Origin of the sequence: Microcoleus sp. Pol10D4 (assembly GCF_036701555.1) — a bacterium.
Taxonomy (GTDB): Bacteria; Cyanobacteriota; Cyanobacteriia; order Cyanobacteriales; family Microcoleaceae; genus Microcoleus.
Map to the genome: position 1 here is coordinate 14,721 of NZ_JAUBRA010000070.1, position 20,950 is coordinate 35,670.

At 44.6% G+C, this 20,950-nt stretch carries 14 protein-coding genes; all 14 read left to right on the plus strand.

Going from position 1 to position 20,950, the window contains the following annotated elements; all coding sequences use genetic code 11:
- Nucleotides 1–213 precede the first annotated feature (213 nt).
- Nucleotides 214–1,467: a DNA replication/repair protein RecF gene (locus tag QUA36_RS25770; protein ID WP_333459543.1), complete on the plus strand. Its 1,254-nt coding sequence runs from the start codon at nt 214–216 to the stop codon at nt 1,465–1,467.
- A 148-nt stretch (nt 1,468–1,615) separates the two neighbouring features.
- Nucleotides 1,616–2,014: a photosystem II protein Psb27 gene (gene psb27 / locus QUA36_RS25775; RefSeq protein WP_333158758.1), complete on the plus strand. Its 399-nt coding sequence runs from the start codon at nt 1,616–1,618 to the stop codon at nt 2,012–2,014.
- Nucleotides 2,015–2,852: 838 nt separating this feature from the next.
- Entirely contained in the window at nt 2,853–4,496 is a 1,644-nt protein-coding gene (locus tag QUA36_RS25780) for a family 10 glycosylhydrolase (protein ID WP_333459544.1), read from the plus strand.
- A gap of 260 nt (nt 4,497–4,756) precedes the next feature.
- The gene (locus QUA36_RS25785; protein WP_333459545.1) at nt 4,757–5,653 is read left to right on the plus strand and encodes a polysaccharide deacetylase family protein; all 897 of its coding nucleotides are present in this window, start codon (nt 4,757–4,759) and stop codon (nt 5,651–5,653) included.
- A 123-nt stretch (nt 5,654–5,776) separates the two neighbouring features.
- On the plus strand, nt 5,777–6,400 hold the full coding sequence (locus QUA36_RS25790; protein WP_333459546.1) for a restriction endonuclease subunit R: 624 nt from the start codon (nt 5,777–5,779) through the stop codon (nt 6,398–6,400).
- A gap of 73 nt (nt 6,401–6,473) precedes the next feature.
- Nucleotides 6,474–7,751, plus strand: a complete 1,278-nt coding sequence (locus tag QUA36_RS25795; RefSeq protein ID WP_333459547.1) for a bifunctional sterol desaturase/short chain dehydrogenase — start codon at nt 6,474–6,476, stop codon at nt 7,749–7,751.
- A 655-nt stretch (nt 7,752–8,406) separates the two neighbouring features.
- Nucleotides 8,407–9,315 carry a glycoside hydrolase family protein gene (locus QUA36_RS25800; protein ID WP_333459548.1) on the plus strand — a complete coding sequence of 303 codons (909 nt, stop codon included), beginning with the start codon at nt 8,407–8,409 and terminating at the stop codon, nt 9,313–9,315.
- Nucleotides 9,316–9,472: 157 nt separating this feature from the next.
- Nucleotides 9,473–10,393 (plus strand): peptidoglycan-binding protein, encoded by a 921-nt coding sequence (locus tag QUA36_RS25805; RefSeq protein WP_333459549.1) that lies wholly within the window; start codon nt 9,473–9,475, stop codon nt 10,391–10,393.
- A 152-nt stretch (nt 10,394–10,545) separates the two neighbouring features.
- Nucleotides 10,546–12,681: a caspase family protein gene (locus tag QUA36_RS25810; protein ID WP_333459550.1), complete on the plus strand. Its 2,136-nt coding sequence runs from the start codon at nt 10,546–10,548 to the stop codon at nt 12,679–12,681.
- Nucleotides 12,682–12,862: 181 nt separating this feature from the next.
- On the plus strand, nt 12,863–14,410 hold the full coding sequence (locus QUA36_RS25815; protein ID WP_333459551.1) for a caspase family protein: 1,548 nt from the start codon (nt 12,863–12,865) through the stop codon (nt 14,408–14,410).
- Between the two features lie 155 nt (nt 14,411–14,565).
- The gene (locus tag QUA36_RS25820; protein WP_333459552.1) at nt 14,566–19,482 is read left to right on the plus strand and encodes an nSTAND1 domain-containing NTPase; all 4,917 of its coding nucleotides are present in this window, start codon (nt 14,566–14,568) and stop codon (nt 19,480–19,482) included.
- Between the two features lie 140 nt (nt 19,483–19,622).
- The gene (locus QUA36_RS25825) at nt 19,623–19,994 is read left to right on the plus strand and encodes a caspase family protein (RefSeq protein ID WP_333459553.1); all 372 of its coding nucleotides are present in this window, start codon (nt 19,623–19,625) and stop codon (nt 19,992–19,994) included.
- 23 nt (nt 19,995–20,017) lie between these two features.
- Nucleotides 20,018–20,410 (plus strand): IS630 transposase-related protein, encoded by a 393-nt coding sequence (locus QUA36_RS25830; protein ID WP_333457515.1) that lies wholly within the window; start codon nt 20,018–20,020, stop codon nt 20,408–20,410.
- Nucleotides 20,411–20,430: 20 nt separating this feature from the next.
- A complete protein-coding gene (locus tag QUA36_RS25835) occupies nt 20,431–20,922 on the plus strand; it encodes a transposase (protein ID WP_333459554.1) in 492 nt (163 codons plus the stop codon).
- The last annotated feature ends 28 nt before the right edge of the window (nt 20,923–20,950 follow it).

Below are 20,950 nucleotides of genomic sequence, written 5' to 3' on the forward strand. Positions count from 1 at the left end.
TTCCTTAGATGGCTCTCATTCCGCGCTCTTCTCAACGTCCGCAAGATATCCCGCAGGGGTTTTTAACCCCTGCCTCAAAGCAAAAGTCCTCGCTATGAGGACTGAAAAAACTATGTTTTAAAAATACAAAGAAAAATAAATATTTTTCTGGCAGGGTAATTATCAATAACCCACGTCAACAGTCAACAGTCAACAGTCAACAGTCATTATATTATGTATTTGAAAACGCTGCACCTACGGCAGTTTCGGAACTACTTCGATCAAAAGGTAGCCTTTGACGCTCCCAAAACAATTTTAGTAGGAAATAACGCTCAAGGAAAATCTAACTTGTTAGAAGCGGTAGAGTTGCTTTCTACATTAAAAAGCCACCGGGTAGGGCGCGATCGCGATTTAATACTCGACTCAAAGCCGATCGGGCAAATTGATGCTACACTCGAACGTCAAACCGGAGCGATCGACTTAGCTTTAACTCTTCGCTCTGGGGCGCGTCGGACACTGAAACTCAACGGTGAACCGCTGCGTCGCCATTTAGACTTTTTGAGCGTCTTAAATGTAGTGCAATTTTCTTGTTTGGATTTGGACTTAGTGCGCGGCGGGCCCGAAGGAAGGCGCAATTGGATCGATCGCCTAGTTATCCAGTTAGAACCGATTTACGCTCACATTTTGCAGCAGTACAACCAAATTTTGCGTCAGAGAAATGCTCTGTTGAAGCGTTCTAAAGAAATCAGGAAAGCGGAATTTTCCGACAGTTTTGACAAAATGCGATTGATTGCGCCCGAAAGTCCCGAACCGGAAAATACAGAAGACTTACCAATCCCCAATTCCCCATTCCCAATTCCCAATTCCCAATTCCCAATTCCCAGTTCGGAATTAGCTTTGTGGGACGCGCAGTTGGCGACAGCGGGCGCTCGCGTCATCCGCAGGCGCGATCGAATTCTGGAGCGTTTGATGCCTTTGGCTCGAAATTGGCACCGTTCAATTAGCGGTTCAGCAGAAGTTTTAGACGTGAAATACGATGCTAATATTGAAGTAAGTTCAGAATTTATCGCTAAAGACAATCTCGAAGGAGTGCGGCAAGCATTTTTAGAGAAAATTCAAAAAAGGGCGATCGCAGAACAGTTTCAAGGAACTACTTTAGTCGGCCCCCACCGCGACGACATTACATTTACAATTAACAATACCCCAGCTCGTCAATACGCATCCCAAGGTCAGCAGCGAACTCTGGTATTAGCATTAAAATTAGCCGAATTGCAGCTTATTGAAGAAGTCGTCGGCGAAGCGCCTTTACTGTTGCTCGACGACGTACTTGCAGAACTCGATCTGAGCCGCCAAAATCAGCTTTTAGAAACAATTCAAGAACGATTTCAAACTCTGATTACTACAACTCACCTAGGCGCTTTTGATGCTCAGTGGCTACGACAAACCCAAATTCTCTCCGTCGTTGCTGGACAAATCAATCGATTTTAGATTTGAGATTTTAGATTTTGGATTGACAAATTTTAAGTTTCATGGTATTGAAACCAAAAAATTGTAGAAAGTGGCATTATTAGCTCAATTCGAGATAGGATAAAGGTTAATTTTCATTGCAGCTTTCGCTTCCATTTTTCTAACCCTTATGAAGCATTACATTTCCCGTCTGTTAGCCCTGGTATTAGTTGTTGTCATCGGCATAGCGGGCTGTACCAATGTTCCCGCCACTCTGAGTGGAGATTATGGCCAAGACACATTAGCATTAGTGAAGAGCTTGAGAACAGCGCTCACTTTGCCAGAGGGCACGCCGGAAAAAGCAGCCGCTCAAGCCAAGGCTCGTACAAGTATCAACGATTTTTTTGCTGAATACCGTCGCGATCCCGCTCTTACCAAGCTGGCCTCTTTCACGACAATGCGGACGGCATTAAACTCTTTGGCAGGACATTACAGTTCCTATCCAAACCGTCCCGTTCCTGAAAAATTGAAAAAGCGTCTTGAGTCAGAATTTCAGCAGATTGAAGCTGCTCTTAACAGAGGAGCTTAATCTCAAAATTTAGGATCAAGGATAAATTTTAACTCTTTTGGCGTAAGTCCCGCGCTGTAATTGTACTCAATTGGGCGTCGGGATATAAGCCAACCAAGGCTTGTGAAAAAAATCGACAAGTTCCTATTTCTCTAGCAAAAAACGTGTAAAATATAAGTGGTTGCGACCCACCCACTCGACTGCAAACAACAGGCGAAAGTAGCAGTAAGATGCTTGGCCCCGGACAACTGCGAGAGAAAGGGGAAAAGAACAGACCGCTGGTTGACAAGGTACGCCCTGTTGTGAAATATAATCCATGTTTGTTGTACGAAATAGTTTTTTGCCTTGGGAAACAGGGTTTCTGCGTGGGTTCCCTAGGAAGGGATAAAGGGTGTAAAAGCCCAGAGATGCTGTGTCAGACTCGGATCGTCTTGGGTGACGAATACCCACCAATGGGATACCCAACAGAGCAACGGCAAACGAGACACGAAGCCCGAACTATAACGGTATTCCGTTTAGTTTGGGTATTTCACTAATTCATCTTTCATCCTTGATATTTGAGTGTTAACAATTTTTAGTAGAAATATCAACTACTTTTAGCGCCGACTGTACCAGGCGCTTTTTTATGCAGCATTTAGTGAAAAAATACTGCAAAACGGTTTAATCGCCCAGTCTTATCTTACCCGATCGCCCTTATGAGATTTAAATAGCCGCCAGATAGAATTTGCATTGTGCGATCGACTTGTGCCATAACTAGGTCAACAGAAAAAAGTAGAAAATTTGTAGCTGCTTGTTGAGCGCGATCGCAAAAATGTGATCGTCACCCAATTTAAACCAGAAAACCCCATCCAATTCTCCCATGAAAATTGCACCAACTCGCATCGCGAATTTTCAACACCAGCGACGCTTTTTAAGTGCGGTAACTGCTGTTTTAACCAGTAGCTTCATCAGCCAGCTTGTTTGGCCGTTTATCGGAAATCAACCAGCTTTTGCCCAAACATCAGCCTACTGCCAATTATCCCAAGAACAGGTCAATCAAAAAGAAGACTTGCGCCGCGCCGCGCTGTCGGGAAAACGGGAATCTCAGCAAGCATATTTTGCTGTTTTGAACAAACACGCGCGGGAAATAGCAGAATGCCGCCAAAAAACTTGGCCAGAAACCCAAGCAGTTTGGCTGCGTTTGTATCCCTGCGATGTCAGACCCGGAGAACTCGATCGAGTATTAGACAAAGTTGTGAATAAAGGCTACAACCAAGTCTATATAGAAACATTTTATGACGGTCAAGTGCTGCTACCAGTTGCAGACAATCCTACCGCTTGGCCTTCGGTTTTGAGAAATCGCGGTTACGAGAAATACGACTTGTTAGAAAAGGCAATTGCCAAAGGCAAACAGCGAGGTTTAAAAGTATACGCCTGGTTGTTTACCATGAACTTTGGGTATACCTATTCTCAGCGTCCCGACAGACAGCAAACCCTCGCTATCAACGGTAAAAATCAGACAACTTTAACAGTAGTTCAAGACGCAGGAACTAACGATGACTTAGGAGAAGTTCCGGGCAATCAAGCCTTTATCGACCCCTACAACCCACAAGCACGGCAAGACTATACTTTGTTAGTAAATCAAATAGTCAAACGCAAGCCGCAAGGAATGTTATTCGACTACATTCGCTATCTACGGGGTGTCGGGCCCGCTTCAGTTGCTACCAAAGTTCAAGACTTGTGGATTTACGGCCCAGCATCGCAGCAAGTTCTTTTGCAGCGGGCTAGCAATCAGCAAGGCCGAGATTTAATTCAGCGGTATTTGACTAGGGGATTTATCAATACTAATGACGTTCAAGCAGTAGTCAAACAGTATCCAACTGAGCGAGAACCTCTTTGGCAGGGCCGAATTCCGCAGGCGATGTCATTAGCAACTACAGCTTCTAGAAGCCAGAATGCCGCATCAAGATCGGCCTCAATAACTCCCGCTACTAACAAGCCAAACCCTGCAACTCCCACACCAAAACCGACACCGAGGCTTCCCGATACCGGTACTCTGCAAAAAGACCTGTGGAAACTGAGCGTTGCTCACGCAGTCCAAGGAATTTTAGATTTTTTGGGAATAGCAATTCAACCAGCTCAAAGGATGGGAATTCCTGTAGGAGCAGTGTTTTTTCCGACTGCAAATCAAGCCATAAATCAAGGGGGATATGATTCGAGATTGCAGCCTTGGGACACATTTCCGGCTGCTATAGAATTCCACGCCATGTCTTACGGAAATTGCGGGGATGTAAGCTGCATTGTGCCACAGGTGCAGCGGACAGTAAGTTTAGCGCCTGCGGGAGCAAAAATCATTCCTGCCATTGCTGGAGATTGGGGAAAACCTCTCAAAAACCGGCCGTCTTTGGAAATTCAAATGCAGGCAATTCGCTCGGCGACGCCGCAAATTAATGCGGTAAGTCATTTTGCTTTTGGGTGGCAAGAACCGGAGGATGAAAGGGCACGGCAAACTTGCAGATTGTAGATATATTCCTGGACGCACACGGTGTCATCACCTTGTTTTATGGTCGCCGCAAGAGCATGAAAGGGTAGATTTTTGAGCAATAAACCGGGTTTTTCTACGGGAATCAGCGGCGAATTACGAGTGATTTGCCTAAGAAAACCCGGTTTTTGCCTAAGTCTTGCTTGAGTGCGATCGACCTTTTGCAAAAAAAATAATTTACCCAACTTTTAAGCTAGCAGAACCAGGCATAATGAGATTGTTCAAAATAAATCCTATACCTGATGAGTCGCAAACGCAATAAAAAATCGGTAATTAAAACCGTTATACTTATCGGATTGAGCCTCACAATTTCCCTGTTGTGGGAAAACAGAAAAACCGCCAATTCAAATCCGCTAATACCGATCACACCCGTTGAAAATCCCCCGCAAAACCTGCTGAAACCCCCAAAAATAAAAACACCCCCTTCTTCCCCCGCAACTCCCTCTCTCAAACCTCCCGAACAACCTTTAGTCTTCGCACCGCCGACGCAATTTCGCAGCCAAATTGTTTATAAAGCTAGTATTAACAACTCAAAAGTTATCGCCCTGACATTTGACGATGGCCCTTCGCCTGAAACTTTTAAAATATTAGAAGTTTTGCACAAACATAACGCAGTAGCTACATTTTTCTGCTTGGGTGCAAATTTGCGGGAGTATCCAGAAATTGCGAAAAGAGTTGTGCAAGCGGGAAATGCGATCGGCAACCATACTTGGCATCACTATTCTCACAATGTTACCGAAAAAACAGCATCGGATGAAATAGATAATACTGGCGTTCATATTTATCGATCGACTGGGGCAAAAAGTTTCTTGTTTCGCCCTCCCGGCGGCCGCTTAAATAACGGTTTGGCAGATTACGCTAAAAAGAAAAATTATGTAGTCGTCATCTGGTCGATCGACCCTAAAGACTTTCTGCAACCTCCGGCGGCTGCGATCGCCCGTAGCGTGCTATCCCAAGCTTCAACGGGGGCGATCGTGTTGTTGCACGACGGCGGCGGAAATCGCCAGCAAACAGTCGAGGCGCTATCTACAATTATTCCCAAACTCAAACAGCAGGGATATCGTTTTGTCACCGTACCGCAATTGCTGCAAATGCAAGCTGGACAAAAACAGCGGATTGCCGATCGCAAATCCCAATGAACAGACCTCTGAACCCAATTAACTTACTCAGAATTTCATCTGCGTTCATTTGCGTTCATCTACGGTTAAAAATCCAAATTATGCTAAATTTATTAATAACCATAAAACCCTTTATTAATCATAATGCAAAAACTACAAGCAAGAGATATAAACCTCCGCTATCTAATTGATAACTTCGGTTTACAGCGAGTTCGCAACAGCGAATTTTTCCGAGAATGGCAAGAAAACTTACCCGAAGTAACAGACTCAGAAAAACAATTACTCGATCGCGTCCAAGACATATACTTCAACTTGGTAGACACCCCGCCTGTATTGGAAAATGCAGTTAAGCTAACAATCATCAGCCCCATTTTGTTTATTGCGGGTCTGTATGAGTCTCCTTTTCAAGTCAAAGCCGAAAAGTCGATCGCAATTCAAGAGGAAGACGAAGGCAGAATCATCGAAGGCAGAATAGATATCCTAATTATGAAAGCAAACTTGTGGGTGACAGTAATTGAATCCAAACAACTTTCGTTTTCAACTGACGAAGCACTCGCACAACTCCTGACATATATGCTGGCAGAACCCAATCCTGAAACTCCTACTTTTGGCATGATTTCTACAGGTGCTAACTTCTCTTTTGTCAAGTTAGTTAGAGGGGAAACGCCCCAGTATGCGCGATCGGCTGAATTTGTTATTTCCAATCCCGGCAATGAATTGTACCGCGTTTTGCAGATTTTAAAACGCCTGAGTCAACTTCCCGACTAGCAATAAAAGCCATTTTAAGTTATCTTTCAAAGCAGACAATATCTAATATCTCAAATTTCAAAATGGTGCGAGCATGGTAAATTACTGGATAGTCGGCGCTGTGGCAATAGCTTCTGTCTGCTGGGCAGAAATAATACGAGACTTTTATCACGTCGTGTCGCATTATTGGGCACCTCTGCAAAAGCTGCACACTTGGCATCACCGGGTTTTCCGCCCGAATTTGACCCCCGTCAGCGAGACAATTTACAAGCAAGCACACTGGCGTCACGACGTGCCCGAAGGTGCGGCGATGATGGTTTTGGGCTTGTTGCTGTGGGTTGTAGCTTATTTTGGGCTGCCGGAATATCACTGGGGCGCAGCAGCGGGTTGTATTTATACTTTAGGCTTTTTGTTGAGCGCGATCGCCCGCGGGTGCGGCATCAAAGGTGCAGATGAATTAACCGACATCACCCACCAACCGGGAGACTTCCTAACTCCCCCTGGCAAGTGGTTAGTTAATAAACCTTATCACTGGCGGCATCACTTCGACAATCAAAATGCTTACTATTGCGGTACTTTCACCTTAATAGATAAACTTATGGGTACAGCACTTTCTCTCAAAGGCAAAACTGTAGCCGTCACCGGTGCATCGGGAACTTTAGGTCGTTCGCTTCTCAAACATCTGCACAAAGCTGGTGCAAAAGCGATCGCCCTCACCTCGGGAAATGAGGAAATTACTTTGGATGTAGACGGCGAAAGTTTACCTATAAAAACCGTAACTTGGCAAGCTGGCCAAGAGGCAGACTTAGCCCTATTGTTAGAAAAAATCGATATTCTCGTCATCAATCACGGGATTAATGTACACGGAGAAAGAACAGGAGAGGCGATCGCCAACTCATACGAAATTAACACTTTTTCCGCGTGGCGGCTGATGGAACTCTTTTTCTTAACAGTCCGCACTAACGAAAACATCGCTTGCAAAGAAGTCTGGATCAACACTTCCGAAGCAGAAGTAATTCCCGCTGTCAGTCCCCTGTACGAACTCAGCAAGCGCGCCCTGGGAGATTTAGTCACCCTGCGGCGGCTAGACGCACCCTGCATCGTTCGCAAACTGATTTTAGGGCCGTTTAAAAGCAACTTAAACCCGATCGGCATTCTGTCTCCCGACTGGGTAGCGCAGCAAGTGGTCAAACAAGCTAAAGCCGATGCCCGCAATATCATCGTGACAATTAATCCTTTGACATTTATCGTTTTTCCAGTCAAAGAGTTTTTTGTTTCTCTCTACTTCCAAATTTTCAGCCGGAAAGCGATTTCAGAGATAAAGGAAGCTGCCGCATCTGAAAAATCTAGCGCGGAAGCAAAGATTAATTGACCAACTAAAACGGGGTTTCTGCAGGGGCGGCGGCTGTGACTGTCGCCCTCCGGCTAAATTCCACAAAACTAAAGCCTTTGTGATATCGTCACGAGTAAGCTCACGCCCCCACTCCCACAGCCGCAAACCCACTCTTCTAACTCCTTGGGCCAAAACCGTTGGGGGGGACTGGAATCGAGAGCTGTTTCTGGCCCCATTGCCAACAGCGTTATGCTTACTGATATAAATTATTGAATATTATTACTAACTATTGTCTCTCCTGATTCACTTCTATCCGCACGGGGTAATGTACGCTGCCCGTTGCGGGTGCGGAATGTGGGTTTCAACTATACTCGTTGGTTAGTTGATACGTCCAGGACTAATAAGTGTAATTTGATAGTGTTGGAATTGGCCGATCGTGATCGTTAAATAGAACAAGCACCACACCGATCTCGATCGGCAAAAATAAACTTTTGTAAAGGTTAGAGAAAATTCCGGAATTTACTTTGGGACAGACGTAATCAGTGAAATCACTGGTCAAACAAAGACTTTGGATAACAAGTATGAATGGATAAACTCTTTTCACACGTTGTCAGAGGCAGGCAAAAGTTTGGCGATCGGGATCTTCAGGATGCGTCTTTCGATCGAATCTACTTTTTCAAAAGGAAAAACTAAAATGCCAAGATCACTTGAAATCTTCGGCGATGGTCGCGTGTACGAAATAAAAGACGACCTAGCCGTGAAAGTCACCGAGACAAATGGACAAGTAAAAGCATTAATTGATGCTTTAAAGTTCAGCGTGGCTAAAACATACAACATTAATCCTCCAGAAAAACAACCGCCTGATGTGGTGGCAGAACGCAGAGGTTCAAAGCACATCAATGGAGAAGGCTTTAAGCTTCTCACTACGTTTGAAGGATGTAAGCTAACTGCTTATGATGACGGCCGTGGAGTTTGGACAATTGGTTACGGACACACTGGCAACGATGTTTTTCCAGGACTGACGATTAGCCAAACGCAAGCAGAAGAATTGCTGCGCCTAGATTTAGAAAAATTTGAATCCTTTGTTGAGGATGCCGTTGAAGTTCAGATCAATGATAATCAGTTTTCTGCACTGGTTTGTTTTTGCTTCAACGTGGGTCCAGGAACAAAAGGTTTTGGAGGCTCAACTCTTCTAAGGCTTTTGAACCAGGGAAATTATCAAGGAGCAGCTAATCAGTTTCCTGTGTGGAATAAAGTCAACCTTACACCCTGGCTAGGGCTGACACGCCGACGCTTGGCTGAACGATCGCTGTTTTTGGGAAAACCCTGGCAGTCATTCTTAACCTATGAAGGAACAGGCGAAGAAGTAACAGGGGAAACAATCTCAGAAGTACCTCGCACATTGAAACTCACCGAACCCATGATGCAAGGTGAGGATGTTCGTCGAGTACAAAAAGCTTTGAAAGCAGCAGGAATCAATATCGAACCTGATGCATTCTTTGGCAATGATACTGACAAGGCCGTGCGACTGTTTCAGCAACAAAAAGGGCTAACGGTGGATGGAATTGTCGGTGCTGAAACTCGACGGATATTGGGGTTATGAACAGAGTGAATGGGTGTAGCAAATCTCTCTAACTTTTCCCGTCAATTTAGACGAGTGAAAAAGCCTTACGTGATGGATTAAGCGCTTGTAAATTCGCGTGGCAAATAGCTCGTTTCACAACAAGGGATTTTTAATCAATTAATTAGGAGAATAAATCATGTCCGATACAGTAATTAGCACGTCGAATCAAACATCTGAATATCCTGTTGAACGCTGCGATGAGATTAATCTCGGAAAACCACGTTCTGGTGTAATCAGGGGAAGTTTTAATGGTATTCTTAAAGATGCTCCCGGCTGTTCGACTGCAATTGTCAATGGACTGTCCCAGCAATTGATTCATCAGATGAATTTAATTGTTCCAGATGCGCTGGTCAGCTTTGACGATCTGAATGTGGATTTAGGCGATGCTGCCTATGCCTATTTGCAACCCGCCGCTCAAAAAGCCTTGCAAAGCGCTATTCAAGACCGCGGCGTGAAGATGGTTGTCAACTCTGCCTACCGCACCATTGCACAGCAATTGCTTTTGTACAATTGGGGTAGCGGCTGTGGTTTTTCTCTGGTAGCGCCTCCAGGAAAGAGCAATCATCAAAGCGGCTTGGCGATCGATATTGAAGACTATGACGGCTGGCGTCCGTATTTGGAGGCTTACGGTTGGCATTGGCTAGGTGATATTGACCCTCCTCACTTTGATTACGTGGGAGGAGGAAGGCAAGATATTCGTGGCACAGCAATGCTAGCAATTCAGAAGCTTTGGAATAACAACCATCCAAACCAAAAAATTGACGAGGATCGTGGTTACGGGCCTCAAACCGAATCTGCCCTAAAGAACTCGCCAGCGATGGGATTTGAGATAGCACCGTGGGATGAAAAACCCAGATTGCTGAAACTCAGCCGACCGATGATGGAAGGGTCTGATGTTACAAAGCTTCAGGAAGCTTTGAACAAGGCTGGCATTGTAGTTGGGACTGATGGTGAATTTGGACCAGCAACAGACAAAGCCGTCAAAGAATTTCAACGGCAGAAGGGTTTAGAACCAGATGGAATTGTCGGACCGAAAACCCGCCAAAAACTGGGTTGAGCGGTTGGCGATCGAGTTAACCAAATCTTGAACTGAAAAATACGTTGTTGAATTGGCAGAGTCTTCTGAAGAGCTTGAACTTGCGGCTCTCGAACTCTGCCGATACACCAACGCTCAGCATGAAAAAAATAAGCTACAAAAATGAGGTAAAAATGGCTGATAAACCTGAACAAACACCGAATATTTATGCCTTATTAATTGGCATTGACGGCTATAAGCCTAATCGGTTGTACAAGGATCTTCAAGGATGCGTGGGTGACATCAATCTTGTAGCAAGCTACCTCTTAAAAACGGTGAAAATTCCATCCGAACGGATTTTCAGGCTGACTTCTCCGAATCCTGAAGTTGCTCAAACGATCGCAACCAAAGACCCGGAACCAACTTATGCAAACATTGTGGCGCAGTTTAAAGCCATTACAGAACTAGCGCAACCGGGAGAGCAGGTATACATTTACTACGCCGGCCACGGAGGACGGGCGACAACCATCTATCCAGAACTGAAAGGGGCTGACCAAGAAGATGAAGGTATTGTGCCCTCAGATATTAGCGCTGGAGGTCGTTACCTACTCGATGTGGAATTGGCGATGGTGTTGAAGCGGATGACGGACAAAGGGTTAATTGTCACACTTATTATGGATAGCTGTCACTCTGGAGGAGTAACCCGAGGTGATGGTGCTATCCGCAGCGGAGAAGAAACCGACAAAACACCGCCAAATCAGGAAAGCTTGGTTGCTCCGCTTGAGGAGTTGAGCAAAAACTGGAAAACTCTAACTGAAGGAGTAGATGGTGATATTGCATGGGTTCCTCCCATAAAGAATTACCTTCTTTTAGCAGCCTGTCGCCCCAATGAGGTAGCTTGTGAGTATCCGTTTGACGGTAAAGAGCAACATGGAGCCCTGACTTACTGGCTAATTCAGACTCTGGCTACGAGTTCTACAGCATTGACTTTCAACAAACTGTACGATCGCGTTTGCGCTCAAATTCAGAGTAAGTTTCCCCAACAGTTACCCATGTTAATCGGTGACGGCACTCGCGCAGTATTTGGGAACGATCGCTTACCGCCTCAGTACAGCGTGACAGTTATCAATGTAGACGCCAAACAAAAGCAAATTACCTTGAATGCCGGATTAGCTCAAGGACTCAGCAGCGGTACGCGATTTGCTATTTATCCACTGAATGCCACAGATTTTTCCAACAGGCAACAACAACTGGCTATTGTTGAAATCGTAGAGGTTCAAGCCTCTACATCAGTGGCAAGAGTTCTGGAACCTCAAGAGGGAGGAATTAAGGTTACAGAAGAGAGCAAAATCGAACTGGGCGCTCCTGCTGTCCTGGTGGCTGCACCAGTCGCTCTGGTGCGTCGAGTCCTGTTGTTAGATAACAAAGAAGCAGGCGATAAGGAGCATCAATTACCACCCGAGTTAGTTGACAAACAACAGGAAGCTTTAGAGAAAGTTCGGCAAGCTTTGACAGGAAATGGTTGGGTTGTTGAAGTGAAAGCGGGCGATGAGCTAAAGTCTGACTATCAAGTTGCGGTTGGCAGAGATAGTGAGTACGAAATTTCTAGTGAAACTCCTTTCAAAAACTTAGGAACGCCACTACAAATTGATGCTTCAGATGCGGCGATCGGAGTTGTCAATCGCTTAGTTCATTTGACCAAATATCAAGCGGTACAAACACTAGACAATCCCTCTTCCGAACTTGCAAAACACGTTGAGTGTGAATTGGTAGACGAGAACAGGCAACCATTTAAGGAGCCGATTAACATCGTCTTAAAACAGGGTAAGATCGTCTTCTTACGTGTTAAGAATACAGATAGTCAACCGCTCAATATTGCTGTTCTCGATCTCGACTCCACTTGGGCTATTTCTCAATATCGCATTTACGGAATTGAAGATATCTTTTTTACACTAGCTGACGAGCAAGAAATATACCTCAAAATGCGTGCTGCTTTGCCAGCAGGAGATGATGACAAGCCAGCCAAAGAAACTCTCAAGTTGTTTGCAACTCGCGGTATCGCTAACTTCGAGTGGCTAACTTTACCTGCTCTTGATGTAGATATGGGTCAAAGAAAAGGCAATCTTGAAGAAAAGCTCAACAAGAAAGCAGAAGAACGTGCAGCGAGGGGAAAATCTACCAATATCAGTCCTCTCAACAATTTGTTGAGTATTATCGGTGCTGATGTTGATAAGGCACCTTCGCCTGAGTCAGCCCGTGCGATGGTTTACGAACCCGATCCGAATGCTGATTGGCTAACCAAGCAGGTGACATTTACGATCGCTAGATAATACTTTCGGAATTGGGCTGTCAAATAGCTGAGAATTTAAGGTTGCTAATTCTAGCAAACTACTTTCCAGATTTTGACAGCCTCCCGTAAGATTTTGTGCGATGCAGAATAGCTGGAAACTAGAGATATAACGTGGAGTTATGACTGAGCTAACCGAAGAAATAGAAAATCTCGATCGAGCAATGATTTTGGAAGCCGTAGAGTTTGAACCTGTCAAGCAGGGGCGATCGCTCGTCGTAACGATTGGCATCAACGAGTATGTCCACTGGCAAAAACTCAAGAATGCCGTGCAGGATGCGATCGGGCTTCAGCAGATACTCATAGACAAGGTGGGATTTTCCGCACCGATACCACCGTTGATTAATGAAGCTGCTACCAAAGTAGCGATCGCATCCCTGATTGAGGATCAGCTTCGTGAGGAGTTGCAGGAAGATGACAATTTGGTGCTGTTCTTTGCAGGGCATGGGCATACCCGTGCTGACAAGGTGGGGGGCAAGGTTGTTGGAGAAACCGGGTTTATTGTTCCGGTAGAAGCACGAGGACCTAAAGAATACTGGAGCGACTACATCCAGATCGATCCACTCCTTCAGTCCATCAGCAGACTTCCAGCAAGACATATTCTTGTCATTCTGGATTCCTGCCATAGTGGTTTTGCCTTGGGTGAAGCAATGAAAAGCTTCCGAGATGCAGTTCCCTACGAAAAATATCTCAGCAGTCAAATCAGTCGCAAGGTCATTACCTCTGCTCGACGCGAGCAACTGGCACGAGATGGCGGTCCTATCCCTGGTCACTCGCTATTTACTGGCACATTGGTTGATGGATTTAAGTGGGGCAAAGCAGATTTGGATGGTAATGGACTAATCACTTCTTCAGAACTAGGACTATTCATCCAGCAGCAGGTAGCACAAGCTTCCCAATCGAATCAAACACCGGACTTCGGCTCATTCTATCTCGACGATCGAGGCGAGATGGTGATTTCGCTGCGGAATCAAAGCTTTGATGCACTCAAAGCTCGTGCTTTTTCTGCATTGCAAAGAGGGGAGTTTACAACTTTTAAGGAACTTGTTAATGAGATAGTTCTCCTCAAGCCGTCTAGTCCTGAAGCTCTCTACTTAGAATACAGGCTAATGATTTTTGAAGGAGATTTTGAGAGAGCTAATGTGGTTATAGATATGCTTAACAGTCTGCACTTTACTGAGGGAACAATTCCTCTTTCAAGAAATGAACTTTGGGAACTGACAGCTATACTTTCCTATTGGACACCTATTCTTAAAATCCCTGAATCTGAATTTGGGCTTAACTTAACAGTGTTAGTTGGTAAAGATACCGAATCTCTTAAGCCTATTGAACAGCAGACTATTGGTGAAATTCAAGGATATTATATTGAGAACAACGCTCTTCTGCAAATTGGTCTAAATAATAGTAATAATATACCAATTTATATCTATGCAATCCGAATTGATCCATCAGGTTTCATCGAGCCGATCATACTCCTGAAACCAGATATTATACTCAATGGCTTAATACCAGGAGGAACTGAGTTTAGTCATCTATTTTTTATTCCTGACCAAAAGATTGGTATAGGTGAAATACGTTTATTTACTTCACCTCAAAGGCTTGATTGGTTTATGTTTCATCCTGAAGCGCTGGCAAAAGTTCCTCTTCCGCCTCCTTCTAACATAGCCGAATTAGAGAATATCAGAAGAAAATCTTTTTTATACACCATATAAAAGGCTTTTTAGAAAAAAAATCCGGTCTTAAAATAGTTGCAAAAAACATATTAATTAGTTTAATAACTATTTTTTAAGATATTTTCAATAAAACCAGTTTTGAGTTCAATTCAGGGTAGCAAGCTAGATGAAAAATATTCACTAGAGGTAGAGCAATGGCGTGGGAATACAACAGAACAAACTTCGATCGCAACCTAGTAGTCGTCATCGGCATCGATCGCTACAAGAGCGAAAGCATCCAAGACCTTAAAACACCAGTCAGTGATGCTAGAGCGCTTGCCGACTTGCTAGAAACAGAGTACGGATATAATAAAGATGAAAAAGGCGATCGCCTGTTCGATGAAAATGTAGTTCGCCTGTTCGATGAAGCCGCCACGCTGACGGGACTCCAAACGCTACTTGATAAAACCATTCCTCATCAACTCAAGCCCACGAAATACGATCGCCTAATTTTCTACTTTGCGGGTCATGGCATTCCCCACAACGGTCAAGACGGACCAGAAGGATATTTAGTACCCCAGGATGCAGACTGGCAGAAAGACGGCTCTTTTCTAGCCATGTCTGAGGTGTATAAGGCACTGAGCAAACTGGAGTGTCATCATTTGCTAGTCATTCTGGACTGCTGCTTTGCTGGAACGTTTCGCTGGGCAGGTCGCCGGACAATGATTCCGATTCTAGAAACCGTTCGGCGGGAGCACTACGATCGCTTCATTCGCTATCCAGCATGGCAGGTAATAACCTCGGCAGCGCACGACCAAGAAGCATTAGATGTGGCTAAATTAGCTGAGGATAAGCGCGGTGCAATTCCAGATGAGAAGCAGGAACTGCATTCTCCGTTTGCACTGGCACTGCTGTCCGGATTGCGCGAAAACAAAGCCGACTGGATTCCAGATGGCGTAATTACTGCTCACGAACTGTATGTGTATCTAGAACAGCAGGTCAGCAAGTGGTCTGGCTCTCGTCAAAAGCCTGGAATCTATCCGATGAGGCTAGAGTATGACCGAGGAGAGTTTGTTTTCACAAAACCTGGATTCACGTCCGAGCAACTCAAGCCTGCGCCACTCCTGAACGAGAGCAATAATCCCTATCGTGGGTTGGCATCATTTGATGAAAAACACGCTAACTTCTTTTTCGGTCGAAAGATATTAGTTGAAGAACTCCAGAATCGCCTGTCTCAAGCGAATCGTTCTCTCACGGTCGTTTTGGGAGTTTCGGGTTCCGGTAAATCCAGTTTAGTTAAAGCCGGATTGATTCCTGAGTTGAGGCAGGAATCAAAATGGTATATCCTCGACCCAATGCGTCCGGATCGGTATCCATTTACAGCTTTAGCACGAGCCATTCTGCCCATCGCTCAGCCGGAACTGATCGAGCAACTCTCTCAAGTGAGTTTTCTTGATGAGGTGTTCAAACCCAAGGAAGAAAGCGGTCAAGATAAGGGTGATGAATCAACAGATACAGCGTTTGTCAAATTAGCCGAGTCTTGGAACAGTGCAAAGCCAGAAGCTCAACTTTTGGTCATTGAGGATTACTTCAAGCAGCTCCAGGATTTGTGTCGCAATTCTCAACAACAGGAGCAGTTATCCCAGCTTTATCGGGCAATTTTTGAACAGCTAGAGTCTCTGAGTAATAGACTCCAAAACTCGCGGCAACACCTCACCCGTGTGATTAGAAAGTGGAGAGAAACTCATCTCGATGTCAAGTTGCTGTTAACAATCGACCAGTTTGAAGAGTTGATTACGATGAGCCAGGAGAGTCAAACAGAAACTCATGGTGGTGACGGGCAAGAGGGCGATTCTCGGAACGAGACAATTGGCGTTCGCGCTGCTGAACCTCAACCTTGGCTACCGTTTTTGCAGGTGCTGAGAGAGGCAATTGTTGAATGTCCTCAGCAGTTGCATATTGTGTTAACGCTACGATCGGACTTTGAACCGCGTTTTCTTTCCTCACCACTTTCGGCTTACTGGAAAGATGCCCGATTCCCCGTGCGGGCGATGAATTTGGATGAGTTACGACAGGCGATCGAGGGACCAGCACTGAAGCAAGCATTGTACTTTGAGCCATCGGAGTTGGTAGGCAAGTTGATTGATGAGGTGGGGCAGATGCCGGGAGCATTGCCGTTGCTCTCATTTACCTTGAGTGAACTCTACATTAAATTGTACGCTCGTTGGACGAAGGATAATGCAACCGATCGCGCTTTGCGAATCAAGGACTATGAGGAACTCGGCGGAGTGGCAGGACCCCTGACTCGCCGCGCCACAGAGGAGTATGACAACCTTGTAAGAGATTTTGGGGAAGCATCGGGTAAGGCATACCAAACTACGATGCGACGGGTGATGCTGCGAATGGTGACTATTGAGGGGGGAGGAGTGGCACGGCGACGGGTGCCGGAATCTGAATTGGTGTATCCAGATTCGGAAGAGAACAAGCGTGTGGCGCAGGTGAGCGATCGGCTAATCAAAGCTCGTTTGCTGGTGAAGGGACAGGAGACAGGAGAACCCTACGTCGAACCTGCCCACGATTTCCTAGTACGCGGCTGGGACAAACTTCAGGAATGGATCAAGCAGAGCCAGGGGGATTTGGCACTGCAACAACGTTTAACGCCTGCTGCTAATGATTGGTCAACAGGAAAAGGTGGTCTTTGGACTAGAGAAGTTGAGCGTCTGGCTTGGTTAGAAAAAGTAATTGAATCTCCTAATAATAACTGGCTCAACAAACTAGAAACAGAATTTGTAAAACAAAGCAAGAAACAACGACTCGATGAACTGAAAGAAGCTGAAGAGCGACGTAACTTAGCAGTATCTCCCCAGTTAGCTGCTCACGCCGAGTTGGCACGAAATCAGCTAGTTAAGCTGTTACCGCGCAGTCTTCTCCTTGCTATAGAATCTATACGCCTATCTCCTTCCTTGGAAGCTGATAACACCCTGCGTAGTGGTTTAAGTTTGCTCCCGCGCCGTATCACTCAGATATCCCATCAAGTTGATGCTGTTGCCTTTAGCCCAAACGGGCAATACCTGGCTATGGTAACTATAGAATCGGGGAAAACGACTGACATTAGCCAACCTGAGCAATACTTACCTGTAGTAACTATAGAGTCAGGGGAAATAGAATCGGGGAAAACGACTGACATTAACCAACATGAGCAATACTTACCTGTAGTAACTATAGAGTCAGGGGAAATAGAATCGGGGAAAACGACACAGGTACAAGTATATAAAGTAAATACAGGTGAACAAGTTACTACACTCAACAAATATACCAATATATCTGGAGTAGATACCAAACAAGCTATTGCCTTCAGTCCACCAGATGAGAAGTACTTAGTTACAGTTACAGTCAGTTCTAATTCAGACGAAATCTCCCGTCTACAGGTTTGGGAAGTAGCTACAGGTAATGAAGTTACCAACATACCTAACCTTGATGTTGAATATCATCCCTATATAAGCCAAAGCAATTTGTTCGCCAAGACTGCCTTCAGCCCTGATGGTAAATTTATAGCTACAGTATGTTTGGACGAAAACACTCAGCTAGTCAGAGTATGGGAAATAGCGACGGCTAGAGAAGAGGTTAGTATTCTACAAAAAGATAGGATAGATGCCCTTGCATTTAGTTCAAATGGAAAAGACTTGTACCTAGCTGGAACAAATTCTGAAAATCCTGCACAGATACGAATTTGGGAAGCAAAAACTAGCAAAGATGTAATTCGTATAACAGGCGGTACAAGCTACAATGAAAGCGTCGGAATCCTTGGCTTTAGTCCTGATGGAAAATACATAGCCGCATCTGCTGGGAGCATACTACAAGTATGGGATGTGTCCACTACCAGGGAAGTAGCTCGACTGTCCGAATTCAATGAAATGCTGAGGGCTGTTGCTTTTAGCCCTGATGGAAAATACTTGACCACTTTAAGTGGCATTACAAAAAATTTTGAAGCATTGACCAATCCCTATATTGTGCAAGTGTGGGAAGTAAATTCTGGTAAAGAAATAGCTCGTGTGCCTCATGATAGTTTCTGCGAAAGAAATTTGGCTTGTAGCTCGCATGGGAGATATTTAGCTACAGGTACTACAGAAGGGATACAAGTATGGGAGATAACTAGGGGCGATGATAACGCTCCGATGGCTAGTATACCATGTAGCTCTACATCTATTATTGCCTTAAGTCCTGATGGGAAATATCTCGCGATAACAAACTACAAGGAAGCTAAAGCCGATGCCGAAGGTATTGCCCCTGAAGAGATACAGATTTGGGAAACTGCAACTGGTAATCAAGTAGCCAGCATACCAAAAGAGATTTTAGGGCTAAGTCCAGAAGTTATTGCTTTGAGTTTAGATGGCAAATATATAGCTGCTGTCAATCGAGAGGAAAACACACAATTGAAAGTGTGGGAAGTCGCTACTAAAAAGCAATTAGAAAGCATACCTCAAAAGGGACAGGTAAAGGCAATAGTCTTTAGCCCGAATGAAAAATACCTAAATCTCACTGTCGTATCTACAGATTATGCAGAAGGATTAGGTGATTTTTTACGAGTCTCGGAAACCGCTAATAGCAAAGAATTGGTGAATATACCTAATACCTCGTATGATCCCCTATTCTGGAAGTTTGCCCTAAATTCGGATGGAAAATATTTAGCAATATCAGGTAAAGATGTAACTACAGAACGTGCAAGAGCCCTGGATTTAGTCAGGGTTTTGGAAGTGAGTACTGGTCAAGAAGTTGGGCGTATTAGTTTTGAAAACTTTTACAGAATAGATTCAATAGCTCTTAGTTCAGATGGGCAATACTTGGCAATGATAGGTGTAGAGGATACAGATGAACGTCCAATGTATATCTGGGAGGTGAAGACTGGTAGACCAAGGGTACGAATCACATCCGATTGGGACTTGGGAAATGTTGCACTTAGTCAACGATATTTGGCATTACAGGTTCTAGAAACTGTACATATTTTGTTGTGGAAGCCAGAGGATCTAATTAATGAAGCTTGTGCCCGCCTCAACCGTAATTTGACGCAACAGGAATGGCGACAATTTTTTCCTGATGAACCTTATCGAAAGACTTGCCCCAACTTACCTTAAGAACTTCTAGGGGTTCTCTGCATGAAACGTTATGGCAGTGATGCGACAACTGTTACTCGATTGGTACACGGGCTTGAAAAGACGATCGCACTCCTAAATCACCAGATGCTCTGATCTACATTAGCAAGGACATTTCATTGATGATGAACTTTACTCACAACTTAGCGATCATCATTGGCATCAACCAATATCAAAACGGTATCGCCAAGTTGAAGACTGCAAAACCTGACGCTGAAACACTAGCTGACCTCTTGAGAGACGAGTATCACTATCAGGTTGAGCTAATCACAGATGACACTGGGCGCCAGCCCACGCTGAAAGAGCTTGAGAACCTGCTCACCAAATGGCTGCCAGAAAAACTCCAGCCACCTGCCGAAAACAATCGCCTCCTCTTGTACTTTGCTGGACACGGGATGTCCCTCGAAAGCGACCACGGATCGACTGGAAAGTTCAAAAAGTTGAGCGATCGCCTCCTCATATACAGCAGATTCCATGTATATGTGGTACACTAGATTCAGTAGCCTCACCAGAAAAAATGAAAGCTTATTCAATAGAGTTTCGTAAAAAAATAGTTAAAGCCTATGAACAAGGTGATACATCAGTCAGGAAAGTAGCCCAGCGTTTTGATGTGAGTAAAGCGTTTGTTCAAAAAATCTTAAAACAAAAACAAACGACTGGTCACGTTCAACCCAAAAAACAGGGTGGAAGCCTAAAAAGTGTGTTACACTCGTCCACAACTCAATTGACCCAGATGGTGGAAAAATATCCAGATAGCACCTTGTCAGAATATTGTGAATATTGGCTAGATAGTCACAAACAATCTGTCAGTTCTAGTATGATGTGTCGCGAACTAATTAAACAAAATCTGACGCGAAAAAAAAAACAATACGGAGTAGTCAATCTGCCAGTGACAGAGTGCAAATTTTGAGGTGTGAGTATTGGGAGAAAGTGAAAAATATCGACCAGAATAATCTGGTGTTTTTGGATGAAATGGGCGTTTTATTGGGGTTGACACGAACCCACGCACGTTCGAGATCTGGTAGTAGAGTCTATGATTTAAAACCGTTTTATCGGGGTGCAAAAGTAACAGTTATTGGGGCAATCAGCTTGAAAAAAGTAGTAGGATTAATGACGCTGAATGGGTCGATGGATAGTCAGGCATTTGCAGTTTTTGTTGAACAGTGTTTGGTGCCCAACTTATGGAAGGGCGCAGTCGTTGTTATGGATAATCTACCAGCCCATAAGTTGGAAGTGATTGAACCCTTGATTCAAGCTGCTGGTGCCAGTGTCTTGAATTTATCACCTTATTCTCCTGACTTTAATCCGATCGAATTATGGTGGTCACAACTGAAAGCTTTTTTACGTCAGTTTTCGCCAACTACTACCAAGATGGTAAGGATTCAGGTAAAAAATAGTGAGAGCGATCGCCGAGAAATATGATAATGTAGTCAGATGAGCGAAAAATCAG

Excerpts from the sequence above, each read along its gene's own strand:
- QUA36_RS25770 (WP_333459543.1), top strand. The coding sequence starts at position 214 with ATGTATTTGAAAACGCTGCACCTACGGCAGTTTCGGAACTACTTCGAT.
- psb27 (WP_333158758.1), top strand. The coding sequence starts at position 1,616 with ATGAAGCATTACATTTCCCGTCTGTTAGCCCTGGTATTAGTTGTTGTC.
- QUA36_RS25780 (WP_333459544.1), top strand. The coding sequence starts at position 2,853 with ATGAAAATTGCACCAACTCGCATCGCGAATTTTCAACACCAGCGACGC.
- QUA36_RS25785 (WP_333459545.1), top strand. The coding sequence starts at position 4,757 with ATGAGTCGCAAACGCAATAAAAAATCGGTAATTAAAACCGTTATACTT.
- QUA36_RS25790 (WP_333459546.1), top strand. The coding sequence starts at position 5,777 with ATGCAAAAACTACAAGCAAGAGATATAAACCTCCGCTATCTAATTGAT.
- QUA36_RS25795 (WP_333459547.1), top strand. The coding sequence starts at position 6,474 with ATGGTAAATTACTGGATAGTCGGCGCTGTGGCAATAGCTTCTGTCTGC.
- QUA36_RS25800 (WP_333459548.1), top strand. The coding sequence starts at position 8,407 with ATGCCAAGATCACTTGAAATCTTCGGCGATGGTCGCGTGTACGAAATA.
- QUA36_RS25805 (WP_333459549.1), top strand. The coding sequence starts at position 9,473 with ATGTCCGATACAGTAATTAGCACGTCGAATCAAACATCTGAATATCCT.
- QUA36_RS25810 (WP_333459550.1), top strand. The coding sequence starts at position 10,546 with ATGGCTGATAAACCTGAACAAACACCGAATATTTATGCCTTATTAATT.
- QUA36_RS25815 (WP_333459551.1), top strand. The coding sequence starts at position 12,863 with ATGATTTTGGAAGCCGTAGAGTTTGAACCTGTCAAGCAGGGGCGATCG.
- QUA36_RS25820 (WP_333459552.1), top strand. The coding sequence starts at position 14,566 with ATGGCGTGGGAATACAACAGAACAAACTTCGATCGCAACCTAGTAGTC.
- QUA36_RS25825 (WP_333459553.1), top strand. The coding sequence starts at position 19,623 with ATGATGAACTTTACTCACAACTTAGCGATCATCATTGGCATCAACCAA.
- QUA36_RS25830 (WP_333457515.1), top strand. The coding sequence starts at position 20,018 with ATGAAAGCTTATTCAATAGAGTTTCGTAAAAAAATAGTTAAAGCCTAT.